Source organism: Chitinophaga polysaccharea, from assembly GCF_902150045.1.
Classification (GTDB): Bacteria; Bacteroidota; Bacteroidia; order Chitinophagales; family Chitinophagaceae; genus Chitinophaga; species Chitinophaga polysaccharea_A.
Map to the genome: position 1 here is coordinate 862419 of NZ_CABFVU010000002.1, position 25971 is coordinate 888389.

Consider the following 25971-nt stretch of genomic DNA (forward strand, 5'->3'; position numbering starts at 1 on the left):
AAACGGTGCTTTGTTATGGGAGGCGGATCCCGCGTTGGAATTAGCGGGCTTTCTGCGGGCAGGATATGATCATTTTTCCGGGCAGTATCCCAAATTCCATAAAATGGATGCGCTTAGCAAACTGGGCTGGCTGGCAGCGGAAGTATTGCTGAAAGACACAGCCATTCATTTGCTGGCGCCTGAACAAACAGGCATGGTATTATCCAACCGGAGCAGCAGCCTGGATACCGACCTGCGCTATTATGCCACGGTAAAGGAATTTGCCAGCCCCGGGCTGTTTGTATACACCCTGCCAAATATTGTGATGGGAGAGATCTCTATCCGGCATGGTTTTAAAGGAGAGAATACTTTTTTTGTGTCAGATATTTTTGATACGGATTTAATGAGCGCCTATCCTGCGCAGCTGCTTGCAGAAACGCCTTTGCAGGCTTGTATTTGCGGGTGGGTAGAAGTAATGGACCAACAGTACGAGGCGGCATTATTCCTCGTGGAAAATAAACAGCGAGACAATGGCATACCGTTAACAGCGGCGGCTTTGTCTTCACTATACCAACAAAAATAACAGTTAATAACTTTAATCAAATTACAGTGGAAAAGTTGATGGCGGATCTGAAAGCGCAGATCATAGAACAATTGAACTTGCAGGAAGTAGCACCGGACAGTATTGGTAACGATCAGCCGTTGTTTACAAAGGAAGGGCTTGGGCTCGATTCTATCGATGCGCTGGAATTGATCGTATTGCTGCAACAGCATTATAACATCCGCATTGCCAATCCTGATGAAGGACCAAAGATCTTCCACTCGGTACGTACCATGGCAACGTACATCACCGAAAATCAAACCATAAAGGCATGAGTGAAAAGGTGTGGATAGCAGGTGGCGGGGTGATCAGTGGTATCGGGCTGGATATACCGGCCTGTATACAGTCGTTCCGGGATATGACACCGGGTATGACGGCTATGCAGCACCTCTCTTCTGTGCATCGTAATACATTTCCGGTTGCAGAAGTAAAGGCAGATAACGCTACCCTTGCGGATATAGCGCGGATGCCGGAAAACATCAGCCGCACGGCCCTGCTCAGTATGATTGCGGCCCGTGAAGCCTGGCAGTCCAGCGGACTGGGAGATATTTCCCAGTACCGGGTAGGATTTGTTTCCGGTAACACAGTGGGAGGTATGGATAAAACGGAAGACTTTTTCGCTGCGTATCTGTCTGACCCCCGTGGTGGCCGCCTTCAAAACCTGGTGCATCATGAATGCGGCAGCATTACCGAACTGGTGGCCGACAGCCTGGGCGTACGGCATCACATCTCTACCATCAGCACCGCCTGTTCATCCGGCGCCAATGCCCTGATGTATGGTTCCCGGCTTATCCGCAATAATATTGTGGATGTGGTGATCGCCGGCGGTACAGATGCCCTTACCCGTTTTACGCTTAATGGGTTCAACACGCTCATGATCCTGGATCAGCAACTCTGCCGGCCATTTGATGACACCCGCACCGGGCTTAATCTTGGCGAGGGCGCCGGTTATGTAGTACTGGTATCGGACAGCCTGGCAGCCCGTTTGCAGCCATGGTGCCGCCTTAGCGGCTTTGCCAATGCCAATGATGCTTTTCACCAAACGGCCTCTTCGCCGGATGGCACGGGTAATTACCTGGCTATGAAAGGCGCGCTGGATATGAGCGGACTGCAACCACAGCAAATTGGTTATATTAATTTACACGGCACCGGTACACAGAATAATGATGTATCGGAAGGAATCGCTATAAACCGGCTCTTTGCGCCGCATTTCCCGGCCATGAGCTCCACCAAATCTTTCACCGGTCATACGCTGGGCGCCAGCGGTGGCATAGAAGCCGTATTTTCGGCGCTGGCGGTGAAGGAAGGAATTATTTACCCGAATGCGCGCTTTGAGCACCAGATGAAGGAATTACCGTTTGCACCCGTTACCGCCTTTTCTACAGGTCATGACCTGCAACATGTAATGTCCAATTCATTCGGATTTGGCGGTAATTGTTCCAGCCTGGTATTTTCAAGGGCCAGTTAACAGCTATAAATTATGCATATCTATATAAATGGCACCGGTTGTATTTCTCCGCAGGAAACTGCGCTGGGAGGCCCTTTGCTGGCCACTCCCAGGGAATATGAACAGGTACGCCTGGCCACGGTGGATCCGGATTACAAACAATGGATCGATGTGAAACAGATCCGCAGGATGAGCCGCGTGGTAAAAATGGGGGTAGGCGCCGCCAGCCTGAGCCTGGAAGCCGCCGGCATTACCGCTCCCGACGCTATCATTACCGGCACCGCATACGGCTGCCTGGATGATACCGGTGTGTTTCTTACCAAAATGGTAAACCAGCAGGAGGAAATGCTTACGCCTACTGCATTCATACAAAGCACTCACAACACCGTGGCCGGCCAGATCGCCCTGCTGCTGGGTTGTAACGGGTATAACAACACTTTCGTTCACCGCGGCTTTTCCTTTGAAAATGCCCTGCTGGACGCTATCATGATACTGAAAGAAGGATCGGCAAAAAATATTCTTGCCGGCGGAGTGGATGAGATCACCAATCATAGTTTCCAGCTATTGTCGCGTTTCGGCCTTTATAAAAAGACGCCGGTAAAAACGATGGAACTGCTGAACAGTCCTTCCAGGGGCACTATTGCAGGGGAAGGCGCCGCTTTTTTTACTCTGGGTATTACCAAACAACCCGGTGCTGTGGCGGAATTGTCCGGCGTGAGCACATTATACAAACCATTGTGGGAAGGAGAAGTGATCGGCCACATTATGAAGTTCCTGGAAGATAACAATTGTACCCCTGCAGATATCGACCTGATCGTTACCGGCAGGAACGGAGATATTGACCAGGATGAGATTTATGAAGAAGTAGCGGAAGCCTTGTTCCCTGATCACGCGGAAGCGAGCTTTAAGCACCTTTGCGGTGAATATCCTACGGCGGCATCATTTGGCGTATGGATGGCCAACGCGGTTATCGCACAGCAGGAAGTACCCGAAGCGGCCGTGTTTTTCGGCGCAGCTCCTGAAAAAATAAAGAAAGTATTAGTCTATAATCATCACCAGGGAACACATCACTCCCTGGTACTACTCACCGCATGTTAAATAACCGGGTTGTAAATATCGTAGCTGTAATCACTCTCCTGGCACTCCTGTTCCTGGATAAGGTAATGGCGTATGGTATTTCCTTCTGGTGGTATGGCCTGCCGGTGCTCATCTTCCTTCCGGTTACCGTTTATGGCGCGATGAATATTGAATCAGGCTTCTTCCTGAAGGTACGTTGTGAAGCGGATACCACGGAAAAAGTAGTGGCGCTTTCTTTCGACGACGGGCCACAAGAGGCTTTTACACCGGAAATACTGGATATCCTCCACAGGGAGCAGGTACCTGCCGCTTTTTTTTGTATCGGGAAGAATATCAAAGGCAATGAGCACTTACTGAAACGGATATACGACGAAGGTCATGTAATAGGCAACCATACCTATTCGCATCACTTCTGGTTCGATATGAAGCTGTCTGGTAATATGCTGAAAGATATGCAACAGATGGATGCGCTCACGGTAGGAGCTACAGGACTGCATCCGCGCCTGTTCCGACCGCCCTATGGCGTTACCAATCCCAACCTGGCAAGGGCAGTGAAAGCAGGTAATTACCTGCCCGTAGGCTGGAATATACGCTCGCTGGATACGGTAGCAAAGGATGGAACAGCTTTATTGCACCGCATCCTGGCGCAACTGAAACCAGGCGCCGTGATTTTACTGCATGATACCTGTAAAATTACTGCTGATATACTCCCGCAGCTGATCCGGGGGATCCGTGAAAAAGGATACCAGCTGGAGAGAATTGATAAAATGTTAAACGTACGTGCATATGTGTAAATGGCTGTTAATTTTGATGGGTTGTGTGATAAGCCTGCAAATACAGGCGCAGTCCGGTTTTAAGCCGGTAGGGGATATGGCGCCGCTGAAGCAGCAGTTTGCAAAAGCCGCCCAGCACACGCAAAGTATCCAGTGCGATTTTGTACAGGAGAAGAACCTGAGCATGTTATCCGACAAAATTGTATCTAAAGGAAAGTTCTGGTTTAAGAAAGATAATAAAGTAAGAATGGAATATCTCCAGCCTTCTTATTATTTGCTGGTGATCAACGGGAAAGATATCCGTATCAAAGATGCGCAGAAAGAAAATAAAGTATCGGGGAAGAATAATAAACTGTTTGAACAGATCAATAAAATTACGGTCGACTGTGTAAGAGGAACCGTGCTGGATAACGCTGATTTTTCCGTGAAGGCGGCTGAAAACAGCCAGTACTACCGCCTGGAGCTTACGCCGGTGAACAAGGTAATGAAGGAATATTTTCAAACTATCATACTGTTGGTGGATAAGCAGGATTACTCAGTATCAAAAATTACGATGACGGAACAATCAGGCGATGATACCACTATCAGTTTCTTACATAAACAACTGAATACAAATATCCCCGATGCGGTATTTTCTGCTAAGTAGCCTGTTGGCAACAGTGATGCTGATGGCGGGCTGCCGGTCGGTATATAAAGGGTTACAGCCTGTAAACGGGGATGTGAACTGCATCAGGCAGTTCAGTCCGCAATTTACCTCTACGCTGTACAGCACCCAGGTGGATATCCTGAAGCATCACCTGAGCGGGCTGCTGTTTTTTAAGCAGATGCCCGACAGTAGCATCCGGGTGGTATTTGCCAACGAAATGGGATTTAAGTTCTTTGATTTTGAATTTGATAAACAGGGCAATTTCACTAAACACTACCTGATGGCCAAAATGGACAAAAAGGCGGTGGTGAAAACATTACAGCAGGATTTTGCATTGGTATTACTGCGGCCTGATCTGCAGCAGGCGCATGCAGCTACGGATAACCATTACCGTTATATAGTAGTGCCCACTGAAAAAGGGAACAACTATTATATCACGGATACCACCTGTACAAAGCTGGTCCGGATAGAGAAGTCGTCGCGCCGCAAACCCGCTGTTACCGTATGGATGCAGCACTACAGCAATGGCGTGCCGGATACCATCCGGATCCGTCATGAGCATTTCAAATTCAATATTTCATTGCAGAAGGTAGAAAAGTAAATACGTCAACATAATTATATAATCACATCGTCCAATGTTAGCAGGAAATTTTTATACTGTCACCTCGCAATCCCGGGAAGCCGGGCAGGTGGCTGTCACCATCGAACTGAATGCGGCACATCCTATATTCCAGGGGCATTTCCCGGAGCAGCCTGTAGTGCCTGGCGTATGCATGATGCAAACCATTACAGAAGTACTGGAAAGCGCATTGGACAAGAAAGTGAGGCTGAAAAAAGCCAGCCAGATGAAGTTCCTGAACATGATTGACCCAACAAAACAACCGCTGGTAGATGTTACGCTCACTTATAAGGAAGAGGAAGGCGGATGGAAAGTGAATGCTACACTGAAGCGCGACGACAAAACATTTATGAAGTTCCAGGGTATATTCAATTAAGTGACCAGCCAGCCTACACATAACGAACATTTTGAGCGTCACCGCGCTGCGGTGCTTATTCCTACGTATAATAACGCGGGAACACTGGGCAATGTATTGTCGGACGTACTGACTTATACCAGTCATGTGATAGTGGTGAATGACGGTGCCACCGACGAAACAGCCGCAGTGCTGGAGCAGTTCCCCTCCCTGCAGTTAGTGTCGTATAGCCCTAACCGTGGTAAGGGCATCGCCCTGCGCCGTGGCTTCGCTTATGCATTGCAGCAGGGGTACGACTATGTGATCACGATGGATGCCGACGGGCAGCACTTTGCTACCGACCTGCCTGCTATGCTGCAACAGATCGCGGAAAAGCCGGGCGCCCTCGTAATAGGCGCCCGTAACCTGCACCAGGAGAACATGCCCGGTAAAAGTACCTCCGCCAATAAGGTATCCAATTTCTGGTTCCAGGTAACTACCGGGTTGAAAGGGCCCGATACGCAATCGGGCTACCGTTTGTATCCCTTGCGTCGCATGGGAAATATGCATTACTTCTGCACCAAATACGAATTTGAGATAGAGGTATTGGTACGCAGCGCCTGGAAAGGTATTAAAATAGACTGGACACCCGTGCGGGTGTACTATCCGCCACCGGAAGAACGGGTATCCCATTTCAGGCCGGTGAGGGACGTTTCCCGTATCACTGTACTGAATACGGTATTGGTACTGGTTACCTTTTTATATATCAAGCCCCGCGACCTGGTCCGTTTTCTTTTAAAAAAAGAGAACTGGAAAAAGATGTGGAAAGAAGAAGTGCTGAAGTCTGATGAATCCAATATCAGGAAAGCAGCCGCCATTGGCTTTGGTATTTTTATGGGAATAGTGCCCATCTGGGGATTCCAGCTGCTGGTATCTATCCTGCTGTCTATTAAATTCAAACTGAATAAAGCACTGGTGCTGCTTTTTGCGCATATCAGCACACCACCGCTTACGCCTTTCGTGATCTTTGCCAGTTTCCTGGCTGGCCGGGTATGGATGGGACAAACCGCCAAAGACCTGGTATTCTCCAACGGCATTACCTTCGACACCATCAGGGATAACCTGTTGCAATATGTATTTGGCAGTATTACCCTGGCAGTAACCGGAGGCTTACTGGCCTGGTTGATCAGCTGGGCAATACTGGCAATTTTTAGAAAAGAACAGAAAAATGGGTAATCTATTTGTAGCGATCTATAACTTTTTTGAACAGCGTAAAGCATGGATGTGGTGTTGCACCATTGCCAGTTTTCTGCTGGTAGGTTATTTTGCCGCACAAATAAAGCTGGAAGAAGATATTACCAGAATTTTGCCGCAGGATAAGAAACTGGATAAACTGCAACAGGTGTTCCAGGATTCAAGATTTGCGGACAAACTGATCATTACCATCTCCCAAAAAGATACCTTAAAGGAAGCGCAACCTGATAGTTTAACCGCTTATGCAGCGGCATTAAGCACCAGGGCCGGCGCACAGTTGTCGCCCTATATCAGGCAGATCCAATCGCAAACAGACGACGCCATGATCATGGGATTAATGCAGGTGATACAGCAACACCTGCCCGTTTTCCTGGAAGCAAATGATTATGCAAAGATCGATAGTTTGCTGACACCCGGGCAACTGCAGCAATCTTTACAGTACGATTATAATACGCTGATATCACCAGCCGGACTGGTGCTGAAGAAAATGATCCAGGCCGATCCGGTTGGCATTGCCTGGATAGGCGTAAAGAAGCTGCAGCACCTGCAATACGACGACCAGTTTGAACTGTACGATAACTACATCATCACCAAAGATCATAAACACCTGATGATCTTTATTACGCCTGCCAATCCGCCAGGCGCTACAAAAATAAACGCGCAGTTCCTGAAAGGGCTTGACAATATTAAAGATACCCTGGATCAGCAGTATCCGGGAATTGCTGCTTCCTGGTTTGGCGGCACCGCCGTTTCTGTAGGCAATGCCACGCAGTTAAGACAGGACACTTTTCTCACACAAGGTATCACGATAGTATTACTGATTGTATTGATCGCGTTGTTTTTTAAGAAGAAGAGAGCGCCGGTGCTGGTGATGCTGCCGGTAATTTTCGGCGGCCTGTTCTCACTGGCATGGATATACTTGATCAAAGGCCACATTGCTGTGATGGCACTGGGCGCCGGCGCTGTGGTGCTGGGTATTGCAGTGAACTATTCCCTGCATGTGTTTAACCATTACCGCCACTCGCATGATATCCGTGAAGTGATCAGCGACCTGGCCACGCCTATGACGCTGGGAAGCTTTACCACCATCGGAGGTTTTCTCTGTTTGCAGTTTGTGCATTCGCCTATGCTGAAAGATGTGGGATTGTTCGCCGCACTCAGCCTGGTAGGAGCCGCGTTGTTTTCACTGATCTTCCTGCCGCACTGGATTGTAATGGGAAGAAAGCCAGCTGCTGTAAATACGCAGCATCACAACTGGCTCGATAAACTATCCGCGCTCCGGCCCGAGAAAAATAAATACCTGGTGAGCGCTATTTTCCTGCTCACAATTATATTTTTTTATACCGCGCGTAACGTATCATTTGAAAGTGATATGATGCGCATGAACTATATGACGCCGGAATTAAAAACGGCGGAAGCGCAGCTGAACAGTGTGAACTCCTACGTGGCGCAGTCTGTTTACGTGGTATCCGACGGCCCGAACCTGGAAGGAGCGCTGGAAAACGGGGAGCGGCTGATGCCGGTTATCAGCCAGTTACAGGATAAAGGTATTGTGAAGAAGTACGCCGGCGTACAGGCGTTACTGTTATCCGCCCGGGAACAGCAGGCCCGTATTAACCGTTGGAATAATTACTGGACGGCCGATAAAAAGCAGCAGCTGTTGCAATACCTCCGCAGGGAAGGTAGTACGCTGGGCTTTAGCGCATCTGCATTTGATCCGTTCGAAAGGTTGGTCAACAGCAACTTCCAGCCGCTTGAGCCGGAGGCGTTAGAAACATTACGCAGCGGTAACCTCGGCGATTTTATTATAGAGAAGAACGGGACTACGTCAGTAGTGACCCTGCTGAAAGTAGATCCATCCCATAAACAGGCAGTATATGATGCGCTGGAAAAATTACCCGGCACCACCGTGCTGGATAAACAATATGCTGCAAACCGCCTGGTAGAAGTAGTGAAAGATGAGTTCAACAGCATTGCCTGGATGACATCCCTGCTGGTGTTCTTCGCATTGTTGCTATCATACGGCCGTATTGAACTGGCGCTGATCACCTTTATCCCCATGGCGGTGAGCTGGATATGGATACTGGGTATTATGGGCCTGTTTGGCATTAAATTCAATATTGTAAATATCATCCTGTCTACTTTTATTTTTGGTTTGGGAGATGATTACAGCATCTTTATGATGGATGGGCTGTTGCAGGAATACAGAACAGGAAAGAAGACACTTTCTTCCTTTAAATCATCCATCTTCCTGTCGGCCATCACTACCATTTTAGGACTGGGCGTGCTCATTTTTGCACAGCACCCTTCGCTGAGATCCATTGCGCTGATCTCTATTATTGGCATCGGAACAGTGGTGCTGATCTCGCAGGTGATGATCCCTTTCCTGTTTAACTGGCTTATTACCGGGCGGGTGCGCAAAGGCTTTGCACCGTGGACTTTCAAGGGATGGGTGCTCTCTGTATTTTCGTTCACTTATTTCGCAACCGGCAGTTTCCTTCTAACTGCCATTGGCACAGTGCTGATCCGCTGGAACCCTTTTAATAAAGAGAAAGGAAAGGTATTGTATCACCGCATCCTTTCCGCATACACGCACAGTGTATTGTATATTATGCGCAATGTAAAGAAGCGTATCATCAATCCCTTGAATGAACAATTGGAAAAGCCCGCGGTGATCATCAGCAATCACCAGTCGTTCCTCGATATACTCGTGTCTACCATGCTGCATCCTAAAGTGATATTGCTTACCAACCAGTGGGTATGGCGCTCACCGGTGTTTGGTGCGGTGGTACGACTGGCAGATTATTACCCCGTAGCAGATGGGGCCGAAGGAGCCATTGAAAAACTGAGAGAAAGAGTGGCGGCAGGATATTCTATTGTGGTATACCCGGAAGGCACCCGTTCTCCGGACCCGGCTATCAAGCGGTTTCACAAAGGCGCTTTTTATATTGCAGAGCAACTCGGACTGGATATTTTACCAATGGTGATTCACGGTACCGCCTATACGATGACCAAAGGTGATTTCCTGTTGAAAGACGGAACGGTAAGCGTAAAGTACCTGCCCCGTATTACACAGAACGACAGATCCTGGGGAGATAACTACAGCGCCCGTACGAGATCTATCAGCCGTTATTTTAAACAACAGTATGAAGTATTACGCGCGGAAACGGAAGTACCAAAGTATTTCCGGGAACAGCTGAAATATAATTACATCTATAAGGGACCGGTGCTGGAATGGTACATGCGGGTGAAAACAAAGATGGAGAACAATTATGAATTGTTCCATGAATTGTTGCCAAAAGAAGGCCGTATACTGGACATTGGCTGCGGGTACGGCTTTATGGACTATATGCTTGCATGGACGGCGCCCGGCAGGAACATCACCGGTATTGATTATGATGAAGATAAAATAGCCACTGCGGCGCATTGCTTTAAGAAAGCGGAACAGCTGCAGTTCATTCACGGCGATATCTCCGCCACTCCGTTTGAGGAATATGATGCCTTTATTTTGAGCGATGTACTGCACTACCTGCCTGCAGATGAACAGGAAACGTTGTTACAGCAATGCATAGCCCGGTTGGCGCCCGGTGGGGTGATCGTGGTCCGCGATGGCGACAGCGACAGGGCCAAAAGGCATGAGGGTACGAAGTTTACGGAGTTTATGTCTACGAAAGTAATTGGGTTCAATAAAACGAAAGATCAGCAGTTATCGTTCTTCTCAGCTGCACATGTGCGTAGCCTGGTTCACAAGTATGGTGCAGAAGCAGAGGAAATAGATAATACCCGGTATACCTCCAATGTCATATTTGTGATAAAAAAACTCCCCCGGAAAAATTATGCAACACTATGATGTTATCATTATAGGCAGCGGCCTTGGCGGTTTGGTATGCGGAGCGATCCTCAGCCGGCACGGGTACCGCGTATGCATATACGAAAAGAACCGGCAAACGGGGGGATGCCTGCAAACCTGGTCCCGCGATAAAGTAATTTTTGACTCCGGCGTGCATTATATAGGCGGACTGGCCCCCGGTGAAAATCTCTATAAAGTATTTAAATACCTCGGTATTTATGATAAGCTGCGCCTGAAACGCATGGATATGGACGGGTTTGATCATATCAGTTTTGCAGGCGATGATAAAGTATACCGCATTGCCCAGGGGGAAGAAAATTTCATCCGTACCCTGCTGGCAGATTTTCCCGGTGAAGAAGCGGCACTGCGCGCTTATTGCAGCAAGATCTCTGAAGTATGCAGCAAATTCCCTTTGTATAACCTGCGTACAGGCGATTATGAAGAGAAGCGCTCAGTACTGCAGCTCAATACAGCCGATTATCTTCGCAGCATTACCGGTAATGAAAAACTGCAACAGGTGCTGGCCGGCAACAACCTGTTATACGCGGGCGTAGCAGAGAAAACACCTTTTTATGTACATGCGCTGGTGGTGAACAGCTATATGCAAAGTTCCTGGAAATGCATAGATGGTGGCTCACAGATAGGGAAGCTGTTATGCCGGCAAATCAGGGAACATGGTGGTGAAGTGATCCGTAACATGGCCGTTACGGCTATCAAAGGGGAAGGCGACCGGGTAGATCATGTAGTATTACAGGATGGCAGTAAAGCACAGGCCACGCATTATATCTCCAACCTGCATCCCGCGCAAACCATGGCTATTACGCACAGCGATGTACTGCGCAGCGCTTACCGCAACCGTATACAGGGCCTTGAAAATTCAGTAGGCGCTTTTGTGCTGAACGTGGCATTGAAGCCGCGTACCTTTAAATATCTTAACTATAATCATTATTACCACGCCAGTGATAATGCCTGGGCGGGTATTGCCTATAAAGAGGAGGAATGGCCCCAAACCTATGCCATGTATGTATCTGCCAGCTCAAAGGACGAAACATGGGCAGATAGTTTGTCGGTGATGACCTATATGCGGTATGAAGAGGTGCAGCCATGGCGGCATACTTTCAACACCGTATTGCAAACAGGCAGCAGGGGCGCGGATTATGAAGCTTTTAAAGAGAAGAAGGCCAACCTGCTCATTGATTGCGTGGAGAAGCAGTTCCCGGGTTTTCGTGATTGTATCCATACTTCCTATGTAGCAACGCCTTTGTCGTACCGCGATTACATTGGTACCGGCGACGGCAGTATGTACGGTATCGCAAAAGATAGTGCAGATCCTTTACGGTCAATGGTTTCCGCCCGTACTAAACTATCCAATTTGTATCTTACCGGGCAAAACCTGAACTTGCATGGAATTCTGGGGGTAACCATCAGTGGTGTGATCACCTCGGCAGAGCTGCTGGGAATGGGTTTCCTGGTAGATGAAATTAATCAGTCAATATATACATAAGTGAAAAATAAGAAACGCAGCGGCTGGAGAATATTTGGACGCATACTATTATACATCACCGGCTTTTTCATATTGCTTTTTGTGGGGCTGGCCATTTACCTGGTAGCCATAAGCAAAATGCCCCCGCCGGAAATTGCAGACAAGAGCGCATTGCAGCTGCAACGTACGGCGCTGGACAGTACCGCGTATACTTTGGGCAACAACTGGTTCCGTAAAAGCAACAGCGGTTTGTATGAAATGTATGTGGAAGGAGCGCCTTTCGAAAGAGGTGTGATCAACGGTAAACTTTCCGGGGAGCTGATCCGCCGGCAGGAAGACGTATTTGTGGCGCAGTTCAGCAAAATGGTACCTTCTACTTTTTACCTGCATTTCCTGAAATATTTTATTGGCTGGTTTAACCGGGACCTGGCAGATTATGTGCCGGAAGAATTTAAGGAAGAAATATACGGGGAGTCCTTTTCTGCTTCTCCGAACTATGATTATATCGGTACCAACTATGCGAGGTTGATGAACTATCATGCCGCGCACGACATAGGGCATGCCCTGCAGGGCATGATGCTGGTAGGTTGCACCTCTTTTGCTACCTGGAATGAGCAGTCGGCCGACAGTAACCTGATCATTGGCCGTAACTTTGATTTTTATATGGGCGATGATTTTGCGAAAGAGAAGATGGTGGTATTCTACCGCCCGCAGAAAGGTCATAACTTTATGTTTGTAACCTGGGGCGGCTTTACCGGCGTGGTATCCGGCATGAACGATAAAGGACTGACGGTAACCATCAATGCGGCTAAAACAAGTGTGCCTACTGCCGCTGCCACCCCGGTTTCGCTGGTGGCGAGGGAGATACTGCAGTATGCGAAAAATATCAACGAAGCCTGGGAAATTGCGCGGAAACGCAAAATGTTCGTATCAGAATCTTTCCTGGTGGGTTCTGCAGAAGATAACAAAGCCGTGATTATCCAGAAAACACCAGAAGGTATGGACATGTACAGCTCCGGTAAAAACTTTATCACCTGTACCAATCATTACCAGGGCGATTCTCTGGGCGGCCTTGCCTCCAACAAACTGCAGATAAAGGAAAGCGCCTCCGGGTACCGTTTTGAAAGGCTGGCCGAGCTGATGAAAGAGAAAGGCCCCAACACCGTTCAGAAAACAGTGGATATCCTGCGCGACCGTGGCGGGTTACATAATGCCAATATAGGGATGGGAAATGAGAAAGCCATCAACCAGCTGATAGCGCATCATTCCATTGTGTTTGAGCCTAAGAAAGGAATGGTATGGGTATCTACTGCTCCCTACCAGCTGGGGCAGTTCGTGGCGTATGATCTGAATAAGATATTCAGCATGCATGGTCTTACTACTGATCATGAAGTATACGACAGCGCACAGAATATTGCGGCCGACAGTTTCCTGTTGTCAAAAGAATATCTTGCCTTTGAAACATACCGCCGGCTGCGAGACCAGCTGAAAGAAGGAAAGGCAGTGGATATCAATGCGCTGATTGCTTCCAACCCCGCCTATTACCATACCTATGTGCTGGCAGGCGATTATGAGTATAAGCAGAAAGCATATGCCAAAGCAAAATCCTATTATGAAACGGCTTTAACAAAAGTAATTGCTACCAAAGGAGAGGAAGATCATATCCGCAAGCAACTGGCACTGTGTAATGCTAAATTAAAAAGCTAACTGTTATGATCATTGGCATCGGGACAGATATCGTAGAAGTGCCACGTATAGCGGCAAAGCTGGCGAAGGGAGATGGATTCCGTAACCTGGTTTTCACTCCTTTTGAAATCAGTTACTGCGAAAACCAGGCGGTGCCGGCAGAAAGCTATGCGGCCCGTTTCGCGGCAAAGGAAGCCCTGCTAAAGGCTTTGGGCACAGGCTGGGGCAACGGAGGCGTAAACTTCGACGAAATAGAAATACGTAACGATGCCGCCGGGAAACCGGAGTTATTTTTAATAGGGAACGGAGCTGCCAGGTATGAACAGGCAGGCATAAGGAAAATATGGGTATCCTTATCACATGAAAAAAGCGCCGCCGTTGCCACGGTGATTTTAGAAGGATAAATTTACAGAAGATGTATATACCGGATATAGAACTACAGTCTAAAGCAGCTATCAGGGCTTACCAGGAGAAAGAAGTACTGCGCCTGCTGGGATACCTGCGTGAGTTTTCACCGTTCTATAAAGCATGGTTTAAAAAGCATGACATTGTTGCGGACCAGGTTCAATCGCTGGAAGCATTTTCACAGATACCTCCCGTTACCAAAGAGGATTTGCAGGAACATAACTGGGAATTCCTTTGTGTGGATAAAAGCAAGATAGCCGAGTACACCACTACCTCCGGTACATTAGGACGCCCCGTGATCATTGCTTTAACGGAAAAAGACCTGCAGCGTTTAAGCTACAATGAATATATTTCTTTCTGTTGCGCCGATGGTACCGACAGCGACATTTACCAGCTGATGCTCACACTCGACCGCCAGTTCATGGCCGGGATGGCTTATTATAACGGCATCCGCAAACTGGGTGCTGGCGTGTTGCGGGTTGGTCCCGGTGTGCCCAGTATGCAATGGGAAAATATACAGCGCATTCAGCCTACCACCATTGTAGGGGTGCCTTCCTTTATAGTAAAGCTCATTGCTTACGCAAAAGAGCATCACATAGATATTAACCAGACCTCCGTAAAGAAAGCCGTATGTATCGGGGAAAATATCCGTAACACAGATTTTTCACTCAATGTACTGGGTAAGAAGATCACAGAGCAATGGAATATCAAGCTGTATTCCACTTATGCATCCACTGAAATGCAGACTGCCTTTACCGAATGCAGGGCAGGGCAGGGAGGTCATCATCATCCCGAACTATTGTACGTGGAGTTGCTGGATGAAAATAACCAGCCGGTAGCCCCCGGTGAGGAAGGAGAAGTGACCATCACTACACTTGGCGTGGAAGGCATGCCCCTGCTGCGTTACAAAACAGGCGACATTTGCCAGTATCATTATGAAGCCTGTTCATGCGGCAGGCATACGCTCCGGTTATCTCCCGTAATAGGACGTAAAAAACAGATGATCAAATATAAAGGCACTACGCTGTATCCACCGGCCCTGTTTGATTTGCTCAATGATATGGAAGATGTGAAGGAATTTGTGGTAGAAGTATACTCCAATGAGCTGGGCACTGATGAAATACTGCTCCACCTGTGGCCACGCGAGGAATCAGAGGAGATGGACCGTAAAATAAAATCCTACCTGCAGGCGAAGCTGCGCGTAATCCCACAGGTAAGGTATACCGGGCAGCAGGATATTATGCGGATGCAGTTCCCGGAAAATAGCCGTAAACCGGTGAAGTTTGTGGATAACAGGAGTTAAACATGTTGCATAATAAAATCCGCGTCAATTTTGAGCTTGTGATATATTTTTTTTAAAAAATCTACATCAGCATTCCGTTTGCCGTTTAGGATCTGTGAAAATTTAGCCTCTCCAATATCCAGCATAATTGCCATTTCTTTTTGTTTGAGTTTCATTTCAAACATTTTAAGTTCTATCATACCTGCTAATGTAGTTGGTTTGGGAAGCGGATAACGTGTATCTTCATAGCGCTCAGCAGCGATGGAAAGTTGTTGAAGTTCTTTTAGTTCGCCGGCTTTTAAATTTGACTCGCCTTTTTTCATTAACAGGTGAATACGTTGCATTGCGGCAGCATATTCTTTTTCTGAGGACAATGAAGGGTTGCGTAACTTTTTCATATTATCGTTTTTGCTGTATGCATACATCACCCATATGCTGATTGGGCCTGTCGCCTAAAGTGAACCAGGTTTTATTTTATCATATTCTTATGCGTTCCTATAAATCTTATGTATATGGTTCGGACCCGAAAGAAAATTCTTGCTATTAATCTGAATTTATTTCCACCTATATCAAAAACATATAGGTCATCACCAATATAATCAACCGTATTAAAGCTTTCCTTTATATCCGAAAACTTTGACCAGTCAGCCAGTTTACTAACATAATATCAGTACAATAAAGGGTCAACAGCATCTGGATGCTTAAGGAAAACTCATTGATTGCCGTTTTCGAGACGATCACCATAACATGAGTTTATCTTCCAAAATTAGAAATTAAATTTCAAATAATGAAATTTAATTTAGACAATGTAAATGAGCTGAATTCCCTTTTTACCCTTTAAAACCCCATCACCACCATATCTTCCGGGTTATCCAGCTTGGTGCTTTTCCGCTCTCCACCAACCAGCACATGCACCATATTCGTTTGCGAAGGATGCCGTTCATACAACAGGTTATTCTTCACCTGTACCTTTTTGGGCGCTGGTATATTTTCCGCTTCCAGGAAGCTCCATACCGCATCTTCCTCTATCCTGTAACCAATAAAATGCAGGGGAATATTTTTACCGTCGAGAGTAATTACAAGATGTTGTGAAAGATAGGCGGCCACGTATCCCTCCGCCTGTTTCCTGTTGGCAGGATGGGTAAGATCCAGTGGGGCCTTGTATTGCGCTTTAAGCGTGTTCTCCAGGTCATCTGTAAAAATACGGCAGCTTACCTGCAGTTCTTTTTTACCGGCATCATGTGAAATCTCCGTCACGCTTGCATAAAAGGGATGCATGGCTGTAAGCCACAATGCCATCCACCATTTACATAATAATAAACCCACTGGACTAATATTTTTAAAAAAATTAACTTTTACGCTTTATAATTACCAAAATTATAGAAAAGGGGACAATGGATGAGTTGTATTTTCAGCTGGGGTGGCAACATATTATAAACTGGGATGCGTATGACCATATTCTTTTTGTAATAGCGTTGAGCGCCATTTACCTGCTGCGCGACTGGAGAAAAGTACTGGTATTGGTGACTGCATTTACAGTGGGTCATTCTATTACGCTGGCTTTAAGTGTGTTACACATTATCCGTATACCTGCGGCACTGATTGAATTCCTGATACCCGTTACCATTTGTATCACCGCCATTTCCAATATTATCCGGAAAGACGATGAGCCGCAAAAACTGCAACTGAATTATTTCTATGCGTTATTTTTCGGATTGATCCATGGACTGGGGTTTTCCAATTACCTGAAAAGTTTGCTGGGAAGCCAGGCAAATATTGTTAAACCACTCCTGGGATTCAATTTAGGACTGGAATTCGGACAGATCATCATTGTAATGTGCATTCTGCTCATTTCTACAACGATCGTGAAATTTGGCAGCTTAAAACGCCGGGATTGGAATATGTTCCTTTCTTCTGCTACTTTTGGCGCGGCATTTCTGATGGTTATTCAAGGCGTAAGAGCACTGTTTATATAATACTGTTTATGAGAAAACAACTTTATCTCGCCGGGGTTTTGTGCTGCAGCGCATTGCTGCTGAAGGCGCAGAGCAATCCCGGATCCAATCATGGCAACCGTTTTGAGCAGCTGGGCGCCATGTTACAAACACCTAATATGTACCGCTCCGCGTCCGGCGCTCCCGGGCCCAAATACTGGCAGCAACGGGCTGATTATGATATAGAAGCGCAGCTGGACGATGAACAGCAGAAACTTACCGGCGCGGAAACCATTACCTACTTTAATAATTCGCCCGATCCGCTTAGCTACCTGTGGTTGCAGCTGGACGAGAATGAGCACGACCCCAAAAGCGACAACCAGCAATTCGATGAAAGCCGCATGTCTGATAAAATGACGATGGCTACACTGAACAGGATCCTTCCTCCGGTGAAAGACCTGGGCGTAAAGATTGTAAAGCTGACAGACGCCGATGGTAAAGCGTTGCCTTATACGGTTAACCAGACCATGCTCCGCATAGATCTGCCAAAACCATTGATGCCAGGTGAAAAGTTCCGGTTCAGGGTATCGTGGTGGTATAATATCTCCGACCGTATGACTATCGGCGGCCGCGGTGGTTATGAATATTTCCCGGAAGATAAAAACTACCTGTACACTATTTCACAGTGGTACCCGCGACTGGCAGTATATTCCGACTTTCAGGGCTGGCAGAATAAACAGTTTACCGGCAGGGGGGAATTTGCCCTTACATTCGGCAATTTTCGTGTGCGCATGACCGTTCCCGCTGATCATATTGTTGGCGCTACCGGCGAATGCCAGAACTACAAGGAAGTGCTCACACCGGCGCAGTACCAGCGCTGGCAACAGGCGCAAAACAGCAGCGAACCGGTGGAAGTGGTAAATCTCGATGAGGTGAAAAAAGCTATGCAGGGCCATTCCGGTAAAACAAATACCTGGGTATACGAAGCACAGAACGTACGCGATTTCGCCTGGGTCTCGTCCCGCCGCATTGTATGGGATGCGATGGCAGCTAACGTGGAAGGCAGTAAGGTAATGGCCATGTCGTACTACGGCCCGGAAGCCTACCCGCTGTATCGCCGGTATTCCTCGAAAGTAGTGGCGCATACGCTTAAGTCCTATTCCAAACATACTATTCCATATCCTTACCCGGTAGCCATTTCCGTGGAAGCCGCCAACGGAATGGAATATCCCATGATCTGCTTTAACTACGGCCGCGCCGATAAAGACGGTACCTACAGCGAAGCGACAAAGAACGGTATGATAGGAGTGATCACCCATGAAGTGGGACACAACTTCTTCCCTATGATCGTGAACTCCGATGAAAGACAGTGGACCTGGATGGATGAAGGGCTCAATACTTTCTGCCAGTTTATGGCGGAACAGGAATGGGACAGCAACTTTCCTTCCGGCCGCGGCCCTGCCCATAAGATCGTGGATTATATGAAGATGCCGAAAGATCAGCTGGAACCTATCATGACCAACTCGGAGAATATTGTGCAGTTTGGGCCGAATGCTTATGCAAAGCCGGCAACAGGACTGAATATTCTGAGAGAAACCATCATGGGGCGCGACCTGTTTGATTTTGCTTTCCGTGAATACGCCCGCCGCTGGGCATTCAAACACCCCACACCGGCCGATTTCTTCCGTACCATGGAAGATGCCTCTGCTGTAGACCTGGACTGGTTCTGGCGCGGATGGTTCTTTGGGATTGAACCGGTAGATATCTCTATCGACAGCGTAAAATGGTATCGCATGGATGGGAAGAACCCGGAAGAAACTGCCAGGAACGAACAGGCTACCTATGAGAAAAATATGGACCATATAGCCAGGCAGCGCAACAAAGCCGCCGGCGTGAAATTCGCGGTAGACCAGGATACCAGCCTGCAGGATTTCTACAGCAAATGGAACCGCTTCGGGGTAAGACAGGAAGATAAAGCCGCCTACAACCAGTTTTACAATGGGCTGAGTAAAGAAGAAAAAGCGCTGTATGATAGTAAGAAGAATTTCTACCAGCTTACATTTTCCAATAAAGGTGGACTGGTAATGCCCCTTATTATTGAATGGACCTTTGCAGATGGCACAAAAGAAACCGACCGTATTTCTGCCTATATCTGGCGCAAGAATGAAAATGAAGTAACAAAAGTGTTTGCGAAAGATAAACAGGCGGTAGCTGTGAGGCTGGACCCACTGCGCGAAACAGCCGATATAGACGAAAGCAATAACAGCTGGCCACGGGAGGCTGCGGCTTCCAGGTTTGAGCTGTTTAAGTCAACCGGGGGCGTACGGGGCGCTTCCAGCGGCGATAACCCGATGAAGAAAGCCAGTATAAAATAAACAAGCTATTTTATATTTTGTGGCGGCTATCATTATAGTATGATAGCCGCCTTATTTTTTAAGATGCTTTAAAAGCCAGAGTAATGAAAGCAATAGCCCATTTCTTATTATTGATATGCCTGGCGCAAACGGCCAGGGCAGCGGATGTGGATACCGTATCTATTCTCAGCGCAAAAATGAAGCGCGCCTACAAATGTGTGGTCATTACGCCCGCCACCTATAAAAACGGTACGCAGCGGTACCCGGTAGTATACCTGCTGCACGGCGCCGGTGGTAATTTCGCCAACTGGGTGACCAATGTGCCGGTTATCAAGGAACTGGCGGATGCCTACCAGTGCATGATCGTATGCCCCGATGGCGCAGTAACCAGCTGGTATTTTGACAGCCCGGTAGATAGCTCTATGCGTTTTGAAACCTATGTATCAAAGGAAATTCCGCAATATATAGATCAGCACTATCAAACCCTGCCAGAGCCCGCTCACCGTGCCATTGCCGGCCTGAGCATGGGCGGCCACGGTGCGCTGTTCCTTGCCATCCGCCACCAGGATATGTTTGGCGCTGCCGGCAGCATGAGCGGCGGCGTGGATTTCCGGCCCTTCCCGAAGAACTGGGATATTAAAAAACGTCTCGGTGATCCCGGAAAGGATGGGGCTAACTGGTACGACTATACGGTAATTAAGCAGGTAGACAGCCTGAAGTCCGGCGCTTTATCGCTGATCATCGATTGCGGGGTGAAAGACTTTTTTATTGATGTAAACCGGGATCTTCATAAAAAATTATTGCTGACAGGTATCGATCACGATTATATAGAGCGTCCCGGGGAGCATAACTGGAACTACTGGGCAAATGCGGTGAAATACCAATTGCTGTTTTTCCACCAGTTTTTTCAAAAGTAAAAGAGCGGATGTTGTCTGGCTCAGGATTTAGATGATTACGCTGATTACACAGATTTTTTTAAAGAAAACAGATCTTTTAAAATTGATAAGAACAAATAGGGAGATAGCAGCGGAATGCGCTTTTATCTCCCTAGTCTATAAAAAAAACTAAAAGGTAAATCAATGTAATCAGCGTAATCATCTAAATCCTGAGTCAGACAAAATCCGCAAAGAATGCCGGTCCTCAACAGAACCGGCCTTTTTTATGCACGCGATTCAAAATAAGAATGTCTGTTTTTATTTTTTAGGATCCCACCACAGGTGCGTACCGCCCACATCTTTGGGCTCACTCAGCGTGGCAACCGCTTTGGTAACACCTGCGCCGTTGGTAGAGTATTCATTACTCGGGAATGGGGCTCTGCGAACAAAATCAGTAGTGCTTACTTTTCCACCACTGTTGTTCACAACAACCGGGAACAGTTTCGGATAACCGGTGCGGCGGAATTCACTCCATGCCTCCTGTCCTTCAGGGAAATTAGCGATCCATTTCTGGGTAATGATACGTTCCAGTTTCCTGTCGAAGTTGGCGCCTTCATCCCATTTGATGGTGATGGTGCTCAGGTACTGCGAACCTTTTTTAATATCATTCTGGCCGGCTGTCATTGCTTTGGGATCAATGTATTCAGCAGGCAGGGAAGTGGCATTGTTATAATAAGTGCCGGCGCTGCCCAGTGAATATTGATTAAAGGATGTTTGTATACCGGTTTCATAATTGGTTTGTGCGTTACCTGCACCGGCCCATCCGCGGATAGCCGCTTCTGCTTTCAGGAACCAGGCTTCAGCAGCCGTTACCAGTTGCAATTTGCCAGGCAGGTCTGCCAGCTTGGAATAATCAGCATAGCGCGCTTTACCATCAATATTGATACCATTGCGGATACCGATGTATTTATCTTTTACAACAGGATCTACTGCCTTCTTAAAGTATAAAGGAAGGCGGGGATCATTGTACCCGCCGAGGTAAGTGCCCATTGGCGCCCCCATCAGGATATCGCCCCAGGAACCGCAGATGGTGTTCAACGGATGGGTGGTGGTACCAATATCCACGGTGAAGTTATCTTTATAGGTTTGCAGTAATCCGCCTGCATTGGCCAGGGCGGCTTCCCCTTCCAGTTTGGCTTTGGCTGCATCTACGTTTACAATGCGTAAGGCAAGCCTCAAACGCAGTGTGTTGGCAAATTGTAGCCATTGTTTGTAGTTGCCGCCGTATACAAGATCTGATTTTGTGAACAACGCTGTAGAAGGCTTATCTGCCAGCGGCGTAAGGATATCGATCGCTGTTTTCAGCTCTTCAAAAAAAGTATAATACACATCCTTCTGGCTGTCGTAATCGATAGAACCATCTGCATTCGGTGTATTGTATTTGCTGTAGATGATAGGGCCGAAGATATCGGAGGTGCGGTGCATGGCTTCCACCTTAATGATGAGCGACATGGCATAGCTGTCCGGTACTTTGCCTTTTGTGAAACCGGCCACTTTGAAGCAGGGGTTCATTACATTCGTATAGCCGGTACTGAAAGTGGTGTTGATCCAGCCATCCACGAAGCTGTAGGTGATGTTGTTGATATTGCCGCCAAAAGGTGTGGGCGACATCATATAACCACTGTAAATATCGCTCAGCAGGTTTTGCTGCAGCTGGAAAGTGGGAGCCGGCTGATACAGGTAAATACTGCGTTGCGCCTGTTGCAGCAAGGCCGGAACCAGTGCGAAATCGGCTGCCAGTTCATCGTCGGTGGAACCGTAGGGATTTTTATTGATGTCTTCAAAGTTTTTGGTACAGCTGCTGAAGCATAGCGTGGCTGCCATAGCCAGACCTGCTATTTTGAATATTTTATAATTCATAGCTCTTGTTTTTGTTGTTCTTAATCAGGTTAAAATGCACATTTCAGGTTCAGTCCAAAGCTGCGGGTAGATGGTAAACCAAATACATCCACACCTTGTACACCATTGCCGGTGCTCATGCTCAGTTCGGGATCATAAGGCGCTTTTTTAGTGATGAAGAACAGGTTACGTCCTACCAGTCCAAGCTTCATATCTTTGAAGAATCCTGGTTTCAATGCAAAACCATAGCTGATGGATAATTCCCTTAAGCGGATGTTGGTAGCATCATACATATAGAATTCAGTGATGCCTGCACGGCCGCCAATACCCTGGTAGTACAGGTCTGCCGGTATTTTGCCGGTGTAGGCCTTGCCGCTGGCGTACACAGCGGGAACATCCACGCCGCCGTTATTACGTGCGTCTGCAGTTGCTTTTGATACGCCGTACTGGTCCATCATCGCCTGGGTAATGCTCATTACCTTACCGCCAAAGCGGCCATCCACAAGGATGTTCACATTGAATTTTTTCCAGTTGATGGAGTTGTTCCATCCCAGCAGGAAATCCGGCGTAGGGTTGCCCAGGTATTCCAGTTTGCCGTCTTTTGCTTTGGGCTTGCCGGTTTCATCATCTATTACCAGCGCACCGCTTTCATTGCGTAAGGCTTTCTTTCCGTAGATGTCGCCATAGGCGCTGCCTTCATGAAGTACTAACGCATATGTATTAACGTTGTCTCCTTTTGGCGTGATGGTATAATCCCCGTTCAGCTGCGGTGCCAGTTTGATCAGTTTGTTCCGGTTACGGGTAAAGTTGAAGCCGGTGTTCCAGCCTACGTTCTTTTGCTTGATCACCTGGTATCCCAGTGTGGCTTCAATACCGGTATTCTGTACATCGCCTGCATTCAGGTAAGCATTAGGATACAGGTAGCCTACGGATACAGGGAAATCGAAGTACTGGTTTTTGGTGTGGGAGTTGTACCAGGTAACATCCAGGTTGAGGCGATTATCGAAGAACCTCCACTCGGTACCAATTTCAACGGAAGTAGTGATCTCTGGCTTCAGCGCGATACCGCCAAAAGGACCGGCAATATTGGATATCAGCGTTCCTGAAATCACCTGGTTGGTTGGTCTTGTTACAAACTGGTCCACATCATTACCCACTTTCGCATAGGAAGCGCGGATCTTTGAATAGGTGATGGAAGAAGGCATCTTGAATACATCGCTGAGAATGGTATTTAAACCGGCGGAGTAATAGAGGTATCCTTTCTTCATGGAAGGAGTATAAGCCAGGGTGGACGACCAGTCGTTACGGGCGGTCAGGTCCAGGAATACTTTTTCGCTCAGGTTTATGCCGGCGGTTGCAAACACAGACTGGGTCTGCCTCCTGGCGCCGGTGGGCGTTAATTTCGCTGCAGGGCTCAGTTTCAGGTTACCGATGTGGAATACATTCGCAAATGCAAGATCGCCGTCTTTGGAATCTATAAAGGTGCGGTCCTGTTTCAGATCATTGATACTGGTACCGGCAGTAAAATTGAATCCCAGTTTATCAGATAATTTCCTGTTACCGGATACCAGCAGGTCGCCATAGTATTGCGTACTGGTAAGGTAATCGTATGTATAACGGCCGTTGGCATCAGCGATGGTTGTTTGTGTACCTGCGTTTGCTTTCAGTTCATACTTGTCCCATGCTTTGTTGGCGTTACCACGTACCTGTACATTTAACCAGTCGTTGATAGCATACCGCAGGCTCAGTGAAGCAATGAGATTATCTTTCCTGTTTTCGGTAACGTTCCTGTTCAATATCCAGTATGGGTTCTGCTGGAAGTCTTCCCCCGCCTGGCCTTTATCATAGTTGATATTCCACCAGTTCTGCATGTTCACGTTACGCATGGTGGAGAAGTACTCATAGTTGTTTTTGTAACTTTCAAAATCCAGTCCCCTGGGGAAAATGTATAAACCGGTAAGCGGGTTATAATACAAACCGGAAGTAGGGCGGTTATGCGCATTTTGTGTAGTCATCTGTACATTTGCGTCGGCAGTCAGTTTGTCGTTCAGGAAAGTACCTGTTTCCCTGAAATTGAGCGTGTGCTGGCCATACTTTGTGGTAGGCATGATGCCCTTATTCGTGGTGTTGGAATAAGAGAAGTAGGTTTGCGCTTTTTCTGTACCGCCGGCTATGTTTACAGAATTGATCCAGGTAGTGCCTGTCCGGAAGAAATCTTTCACAATTTCCCGGCTGCTGCCTGCTTTGCCCCAGCTGTCGATCGTACCTGCGCCTGTTTGAAGATAGGAGTTTTGTGATTCGGGGAGATAAGCGAGCCTGTCGATCGTGAAGTTGGAGGAGAAGTTCACCTTAGCCTGACCTATCTTTCCTTTTTTCGTGGTAATGATAATCACCCCGTTACCGGCCTGGCTGCCATACAATGCAGATGCGGAAGCGCCTTTCAGTACGTTGATGCTTTCAATATCATCCGGGTTGATGGTGCTTAGAATATCGCCTCCGTCACGGCCGCCGGAAGATGCGCCGGATGCCTGTCCCCACAGGTCGCCGGGTTGTGCGCTGGTGAAGTTGGCAATAGGTACTCCATCTACTACATACAGGGGCTGGTTTTCACGGATAGATTTTTGTCCGCGTAATATCACCCTGGCAGAACCGCCCACACCGGAAGCGCTGCGGTTGATCTGTAAACCGGATACTCTGCCGGATAAGCTATTGATAACGTTTGTTTCTTTTACATTGGTAAGATCTTCTCCTTTTACCTGTTGGGTAGAGTAGGTGAGGTCTTTTGCTTTACGTTGTATACCGAGTGCGGTAACTACCAGTTCATTAAGTCCTTTTACATTGTCTTCCAATGTAACATTCACGGTGGCGTTGCTGCCAACGCTGCTTTCTTTCACAGCGAATCCAACATAGCTGAAAACAAGCACATCACCGGTTTTAGCATTGATATGATATTTACCTTCTGCACTTGTTTGTGTGCCTTTGGAGGCGCCTTTGATTTGTACAGTAACACCGGGAAGCGGGTTGCCTTTGCTGTCCTTTACGGTGCCACTGATTTCTTTTTCCTGGAAAGTGCTACGGAATGAAGATGCGGGCGACCATGCATAGCCGGCGGCCTTCGCATATGCACTGTCGGCTAATATGGAAGTGAGGGCCAGACCGGTCATAGCGCACACTTTCATAAGGCGTAGGTTTTTTTTCATACTTGCCTTTTTATTTGGTTAATAAATGGGATTTATATTGTTGATTTAAACTGTTCATTTTTTGCGTGCTTTTAGAAAATGAATACCCGTTAGCATGGCGCGCACCATCCTTTAGCGGTTGTTTTCCCCCGCGTTATATGCAATACCGGCCCATAGGAGCGTGCAAAGCCTCATTGCCTATCGCAATGTGTTGAACCGGGTTGAGCAAAGCAGTGTTGTTGTGATGTGTTTCCCTTACATGAAATATGTTTTTGATAACGCCTGCCTGTTACA

Annotated in this window: 22 protein-coding genes; 17 read left to right on the plus strand and 5 right to left on the minus strand. The window is 47.5% G+C overall.

Features of this window, described 5'->3' with window-relative positions; all coding sequences use genetic code 11:
• Positions 1 to 103 precede the first annotated feature (103 nt).
• From FN124_RS18265 to flxY, 14 genes are read left to right on the plus strand one after another with little or no spacing between them, the layout of a single operon-like run.
• Positions 104 to 562, plus strand: coding sequence for a beta-ketoacyl-[acyl-carrier-protein] synthase family protein (locus tag FN124_RS18265; RefSeq protein ID WP_142686193.1), 459 nt, complete (start codon positions 104 to 106; stop codon positions 560 to 562).
• A 26-nt stretch (positions 563 to 588) separates the two neighbouring features.
• Complete coding sequence (locus FN124_RS18270) at positions 589 to 855, plus strand: phosphopantetheine-binding protein (protein WP_142686194.1); 267 nt, start codon at positions 589 to 591, stop codon at positions 853 to 855.
• On the plus strand, positions 852 to 2048 hold the full coding sequence (locus tag FN124_RS18275; RefSeq protein WP_142686195.1) for a beta-ketoacyl-[acyl-carrier-protein] synthase family protein: 1197 nt from the start codon (positions 852 to 854) through the stop codon (positions 2046 to 2048). The genes FN124_RS18270 and FN124_RS18275 overlap by 4 nt, the downstream gene beginning before the upstream one ends.
• 12 nt (positions 2049 to 2060) lie before the next feature.
• Positions 2061 to 3125: a beta-ketoacyl synthase N-terminal-like domain-containing protein gene (locus FN124_RS18280; RefSeq protein ID WP_260607492.1), complete on the plus strand. Its 1065-nt coding sequence runs from the start codon at positions 2061 to 2063 to the stop codon at positions 3123 to 3125.
• Positions 3119 to 3898, plus strand: a complete 780-nt coding sequence (locus FN124_RS18285; protein ID WP_142686196.1) for a polysaccharide deacetylase family protein — start codon at positions 3119 to 3121, stop codon at positions 3896 to 3898. Before FN124_RS18280 ends, FN124_RS18285 begins: the two co-directional genes overlap by 7 nt.
• Positions 3891 to 4523, plus strand: a complete 633-nt coding sequence (lolA2, locus tag FN124_RS18290) for a flexirubin biosynthesis/transport protein LolA2 (protein ID WP_142686197.1) — start codon at positions 3891 to 3893, stop codon at positions 4521 to 4523. The genes FN124_RS18285 and lolA2 overlap by 8 nt, the downstream gene beginning before the upstream one ends.
• Complete coding sequence (gene lolB2, locus FN124_RS18295; protein WP_142686198.1) at positions 4501 to 5124, plus strand: flexirubin biosynthesis protein LolB2; 624 nt, start codon at positions 4501 to 4503, stop codon at positions 5122 to 5124. The genes lolA2 and lolB2 overlap by 23 nt, the downstream gene beginning before the upstream one ends.
• 34 nt (positions 5125 to 5158) lie before the next feature.
• Positions 5159 to 5518, plus strand: coding sequence for an ApeI family dehydratase (locus FN124_RS18300; protein WP_142686199.1), 360 nt, complete (start codon positions 5159 to 5161; stop codon positions 5516 to 5518).
• The gene (locus tag FN124_RS18305; protein ID WP_142686200.1) at positions 5519 to 6712 is read left to right on the plus strand and encodes a DUF2062 domain-containing protein; all 1194 of its coding nucleotides are present in this window, start codon (positions 5519 to 5521) and stop codon (positions 6710 to 6712) included.
• Positions 6705 to 10580, plus strand: coding sequence for a trifunctional MMPL family transporter/lysophospholipid acyltransferase/class I SAM-dependent methyltransferase (locus FN124_RS18310; RefSeq protein WP_142686201.1), 3876 nt, complete (start codon positions 6705 to 6707; stop codon positions 10578 to 10580). Before FN124_RS18305 ends, FN124_RS18310 begins: the two co-directional genes overlap by 8 nt.
• Complete coding sequence (locus FN124_RS18315; RefSeq protein ID WP_142686202.1) at positions 10567 to 12084, plus strand: phytoene desaturase family protein; 1518 nt, start codon at positions 10567 to 10569, stop codon at positions 12082 to 12084. The genes FN124_RS18310 and FN124_RS18315 overlap by 14 nt, the downstream gene beginning before the upstream one ends.
• Positions 12085 to 13770 carry a C45 family autoproteolytic acyltransferase/hydrolase gene (locus FN124_RS18320; RefSeq protein ID WP_142686203.1) on the plus strand — a complete coding sequence of 562 codons (1686 nt, stop codon included), beginning with the start codon at positions 12085 to 12087 and terminating at the stop codon, positions 13768 to 13770.
• A gap of 5 nt (positions 13771 to 13775) precedes the next feature.
• Positions 13776 to 14153 carry a holo-ACP synthase gene (gene acpS, locus FN124_RS18325; RefSeq protein ID WP_142686204.1) on the plus strand — a complete coding sequence of 126 codons (378 nt, stop codon included), beginning with the start codon at positions 13776 to 13778 and terminating at the stop codon, positions 14151 to 14153.
• Between the two features lie 11 nt (positions 14154 to 14164).
• Complete coding sequence (flxY, locus tag FN124_RS18330; protein WP_142686205.1) at positions 14165 to 15457, plus strand: flexirubin biosynthesis putative acyl-CoA ligase FlxY; 1293 nt, start codon at positions 14165 to 14167, stop codon at positions 15455 to 15457.
• Here the strand turns inward: flxY and FN124_RS18335 are convergent.
• From FN124_RS18335 to FN124_RS18345, 3 genes are all read right to left on the minus strand, one after another.
• Positions 15454 to 15834, minus strand: coding sequence for a transcriptional regulator (locus tag FN124_RS18335; protein WP_260607495.1), 381 nt, complete (start codon positions 15832 to 15834; stop codon positions 15454 to 15456). The genes flxY and FN124_RS18335 overlap by 4 nt on opposite strands.
• A gap of 71 nt (positions 15835 to 15905) precedes the next feature.
• Positions 15906 to 16088 carry a type II toxin-antitoxin system HigB family toxin gene (locus FN124_RS31820; protein ID WP_142686643.1) on the minus strand — a complete coding sequence of 61 codons (183 nt, stop codon included), beginning with the start codon at positions 16086 to 16088 and terminating at the stop codon, positions 15906 to 15908.
• Between the two features lie 185 nt (positions 16089 to 16273).
• Positions 16274 to 16762, minus strand: coding sequence for a DUF6702 family protein (locus tag FN124_RS18345; RefSeq protein ID WP_142686206.1), 489 nt, complete (start codon positions 16760 to 16762; stop codon positions 16274 to 16276).
• Positions 16763 to 16830: 68 nt separating this feature from the next.
• Here FN124_RS18345 and FN124_RS18350 point away from each other — a divergent pair, with 68 nt between their 5' ends.
• The 3 genes from FN124_RS18350 (at position 16831) to FN124_RS18360 (ending at position 20641) form a co-directional block, all read left to right on the plus strand.
• The gene (locus FN124_RS18350; RefSeq protein WP_142686207.1) at positions 16831 to 17412 is read left to right on the plus strand and encodes a HupE/UreJ family protein; all 582 of its coding nucleotides are present in this window, start codon (positions 16831 to 16833) and stop codon (positions 17410 to 17412) included.
• An 8-nt stretch (positions 17413 to 17420) separates the two neighbouring features.
• On the plus strand, positions 17421 to 19745 hold the full coding sequence (locus FN124_RS18355; protein ID WP_142686208.1) for a M1 family metallopeptidase: 2325 nt from the start codon (positions 17421 to 17423) through the stop codon (positions 19743 to 19745).
• An 83-nt stretch (positions 19746 to 19828) separates the two neighbouring features.
• Positions 19829 to 20641 carry an alpha/beta hydrolase gene (locus FN124_RS18360; RefSeq protein ID WP_142686209.1) on the plus strand — a complete coding sequence of 271 codons (813 nt, stop codon included), beginning with the start codon at positions 19829 to 19831 and terminating at the stop codon, positions 20639 to 20641.
• 276 nt (positions 20642 to 20917) lie between these two features.
• On the opposite strand, the gene FN124_RS18365 is transcribed toward FN124_RS18360, so the two are convergent.
• Positions 20918 to 22519: a SusD/RagB family nutrient-binding outer membrane lipoprotein gene (locus tag FN124_RS18365; protein WP_260607496.1), complete on the minus strand. Its 1602-nt coding sequence runs from the start codon at positions 22517 to 22519 to the stop codon at positions 20918 to 20920.
• A 29-nt stretch (positions 22520 to 22548) separates the two neighbouring features.
• Positions 22549 to 25698, minus strand: a complete 3150-nt coding sequence (locus FN124_RS18370; protein ID WP_221887828.1) for a SusC/RagA family TonB-linked outer membrane protein — start codon at positions 25696 to 25698, stop codon at positions 22549 to 22551.
• Positions 25699 to 25971 lie beyond the last annotated feature (273 nt).

Excerpts from the sequence above, each read along its gene's own strand:
- FN124_RS18265 (WP_142686193.1), top strand. The coding sequence starts at position 104 with ATGGATGCGCTTAGCAAACTGGGCTGGCTGGCAGCGGAAGTATTGCTG.
- FN124_RS18275 (WP_142686195.1), top strand. The coding sequence starts at position 852 with ATGAGTGAAAAGGTGTGGATAGCAGGTGGCGGGGTGATCAGTGGTATC.
- FN124_RS18280 (WP_260607492.1), top strand. The coding sequence starts at position 2,061 with ATGCATATCTATATAAATGGCACCGGTTGTATTTCTCCGCAGGAAACT.
- FN124_RS18285 (WP_142686196.1), top strand. The coding sequence starts at position 3,119 with ATGTTAAATAACCGGGTTGTAAATATCGTAGCTGTAATCACTCTCCTG.
- lolA2 (WP_142686197.1), top strand. The coding sequence starts at position 3,891 with ATGTGTAAATGGCTGTTAATTTTGATGGGTTGTGTGATAAGCCTGCAA.
- lolB2 (WP_142686198.1), top strand. The coding sequence starts at position 4,501 with ATGCGGTATTTTCTGCTAAGTAGCCTGTTGGCAACAGTGATGCTGATG.
- FN124_RS18300 (WP_142686199.1), top strand. The coding sequence starts at position 5,159 with ATGTTAGCAGGAAATTTTTATACTGTCACCTCGCAATCCCGGGAAGCC.
- FN124_RS18310 (WP_142686201.1), top strand. The coding sequence starts at position 6,705 with ATGGGTAATCTATTTGTAGCGATCTATAACTTTTTTGAACAGCGTAAA.
- FN124_RS18315 (WP_142686202.1), top strand. The coding sequence starts at position 10,567 with ATGCAACACTATGATGTTATCATTATAGGCAGCGGCCTTGGCGGTTTG.
- acpS (WP_142686204.1), top strand. The coding sequence starts at position 13,776 with ATGATCATTGGCATCGGGACAGATATCGTAGAAGTGCCACGTATAGCG.
- flxY (WP_142686205.1), top strand. The coding sequence starts at position 14,165 with ATGTATATACCGGATATAGAACTACAGTCTAAAGCAGCTATCAGGGCT.
- FN124_RS18335 (WP_260607495.1), bottom strand. The coding sequence starts at position 15,834 with ATGAAAAAGTTACGCAACCCTTCATTGTCCTCAGAAAAAGAATATGCT.
- FN124_RS18350 (WP_142686207.1), top strand. The coding sequence starts at position 16,831 with ATGGATGAGTTGTATTTTCAGCTGGGGTGGCAACATATTATAAACTGG.
- FN124_RS18355 (WP_142686208.1), top strand. The coding sequence starts at position 17,421 with ATGAGAAAACAACTTTATCTCGCCGGGGTTTTGTGCTGCAGCGCATTG.
- FN124_RS18360 (WP_142686209.1), top strand. The coding sequence starts at position 19,829 with ATGAAAGCAATAGCCCATTTCTTATTATTGATATGCCTGGCGCAAACG.
- FN124_RS18365 (WP_260607496.1), bottom strand. The coding sequence starts at position 22,519 with ATGAATTATAAAATATTCAAAATAGCAGGTCTGGCTATGGCAGCCACG.
- FN124_RS18370 (WP_221887828.1), bottom strand. The coding sequence starts at position 25,698 with ATGAAAAAAAACCTACGCCTTATGAAAGTGTGCGCTATGACCGGTCTG.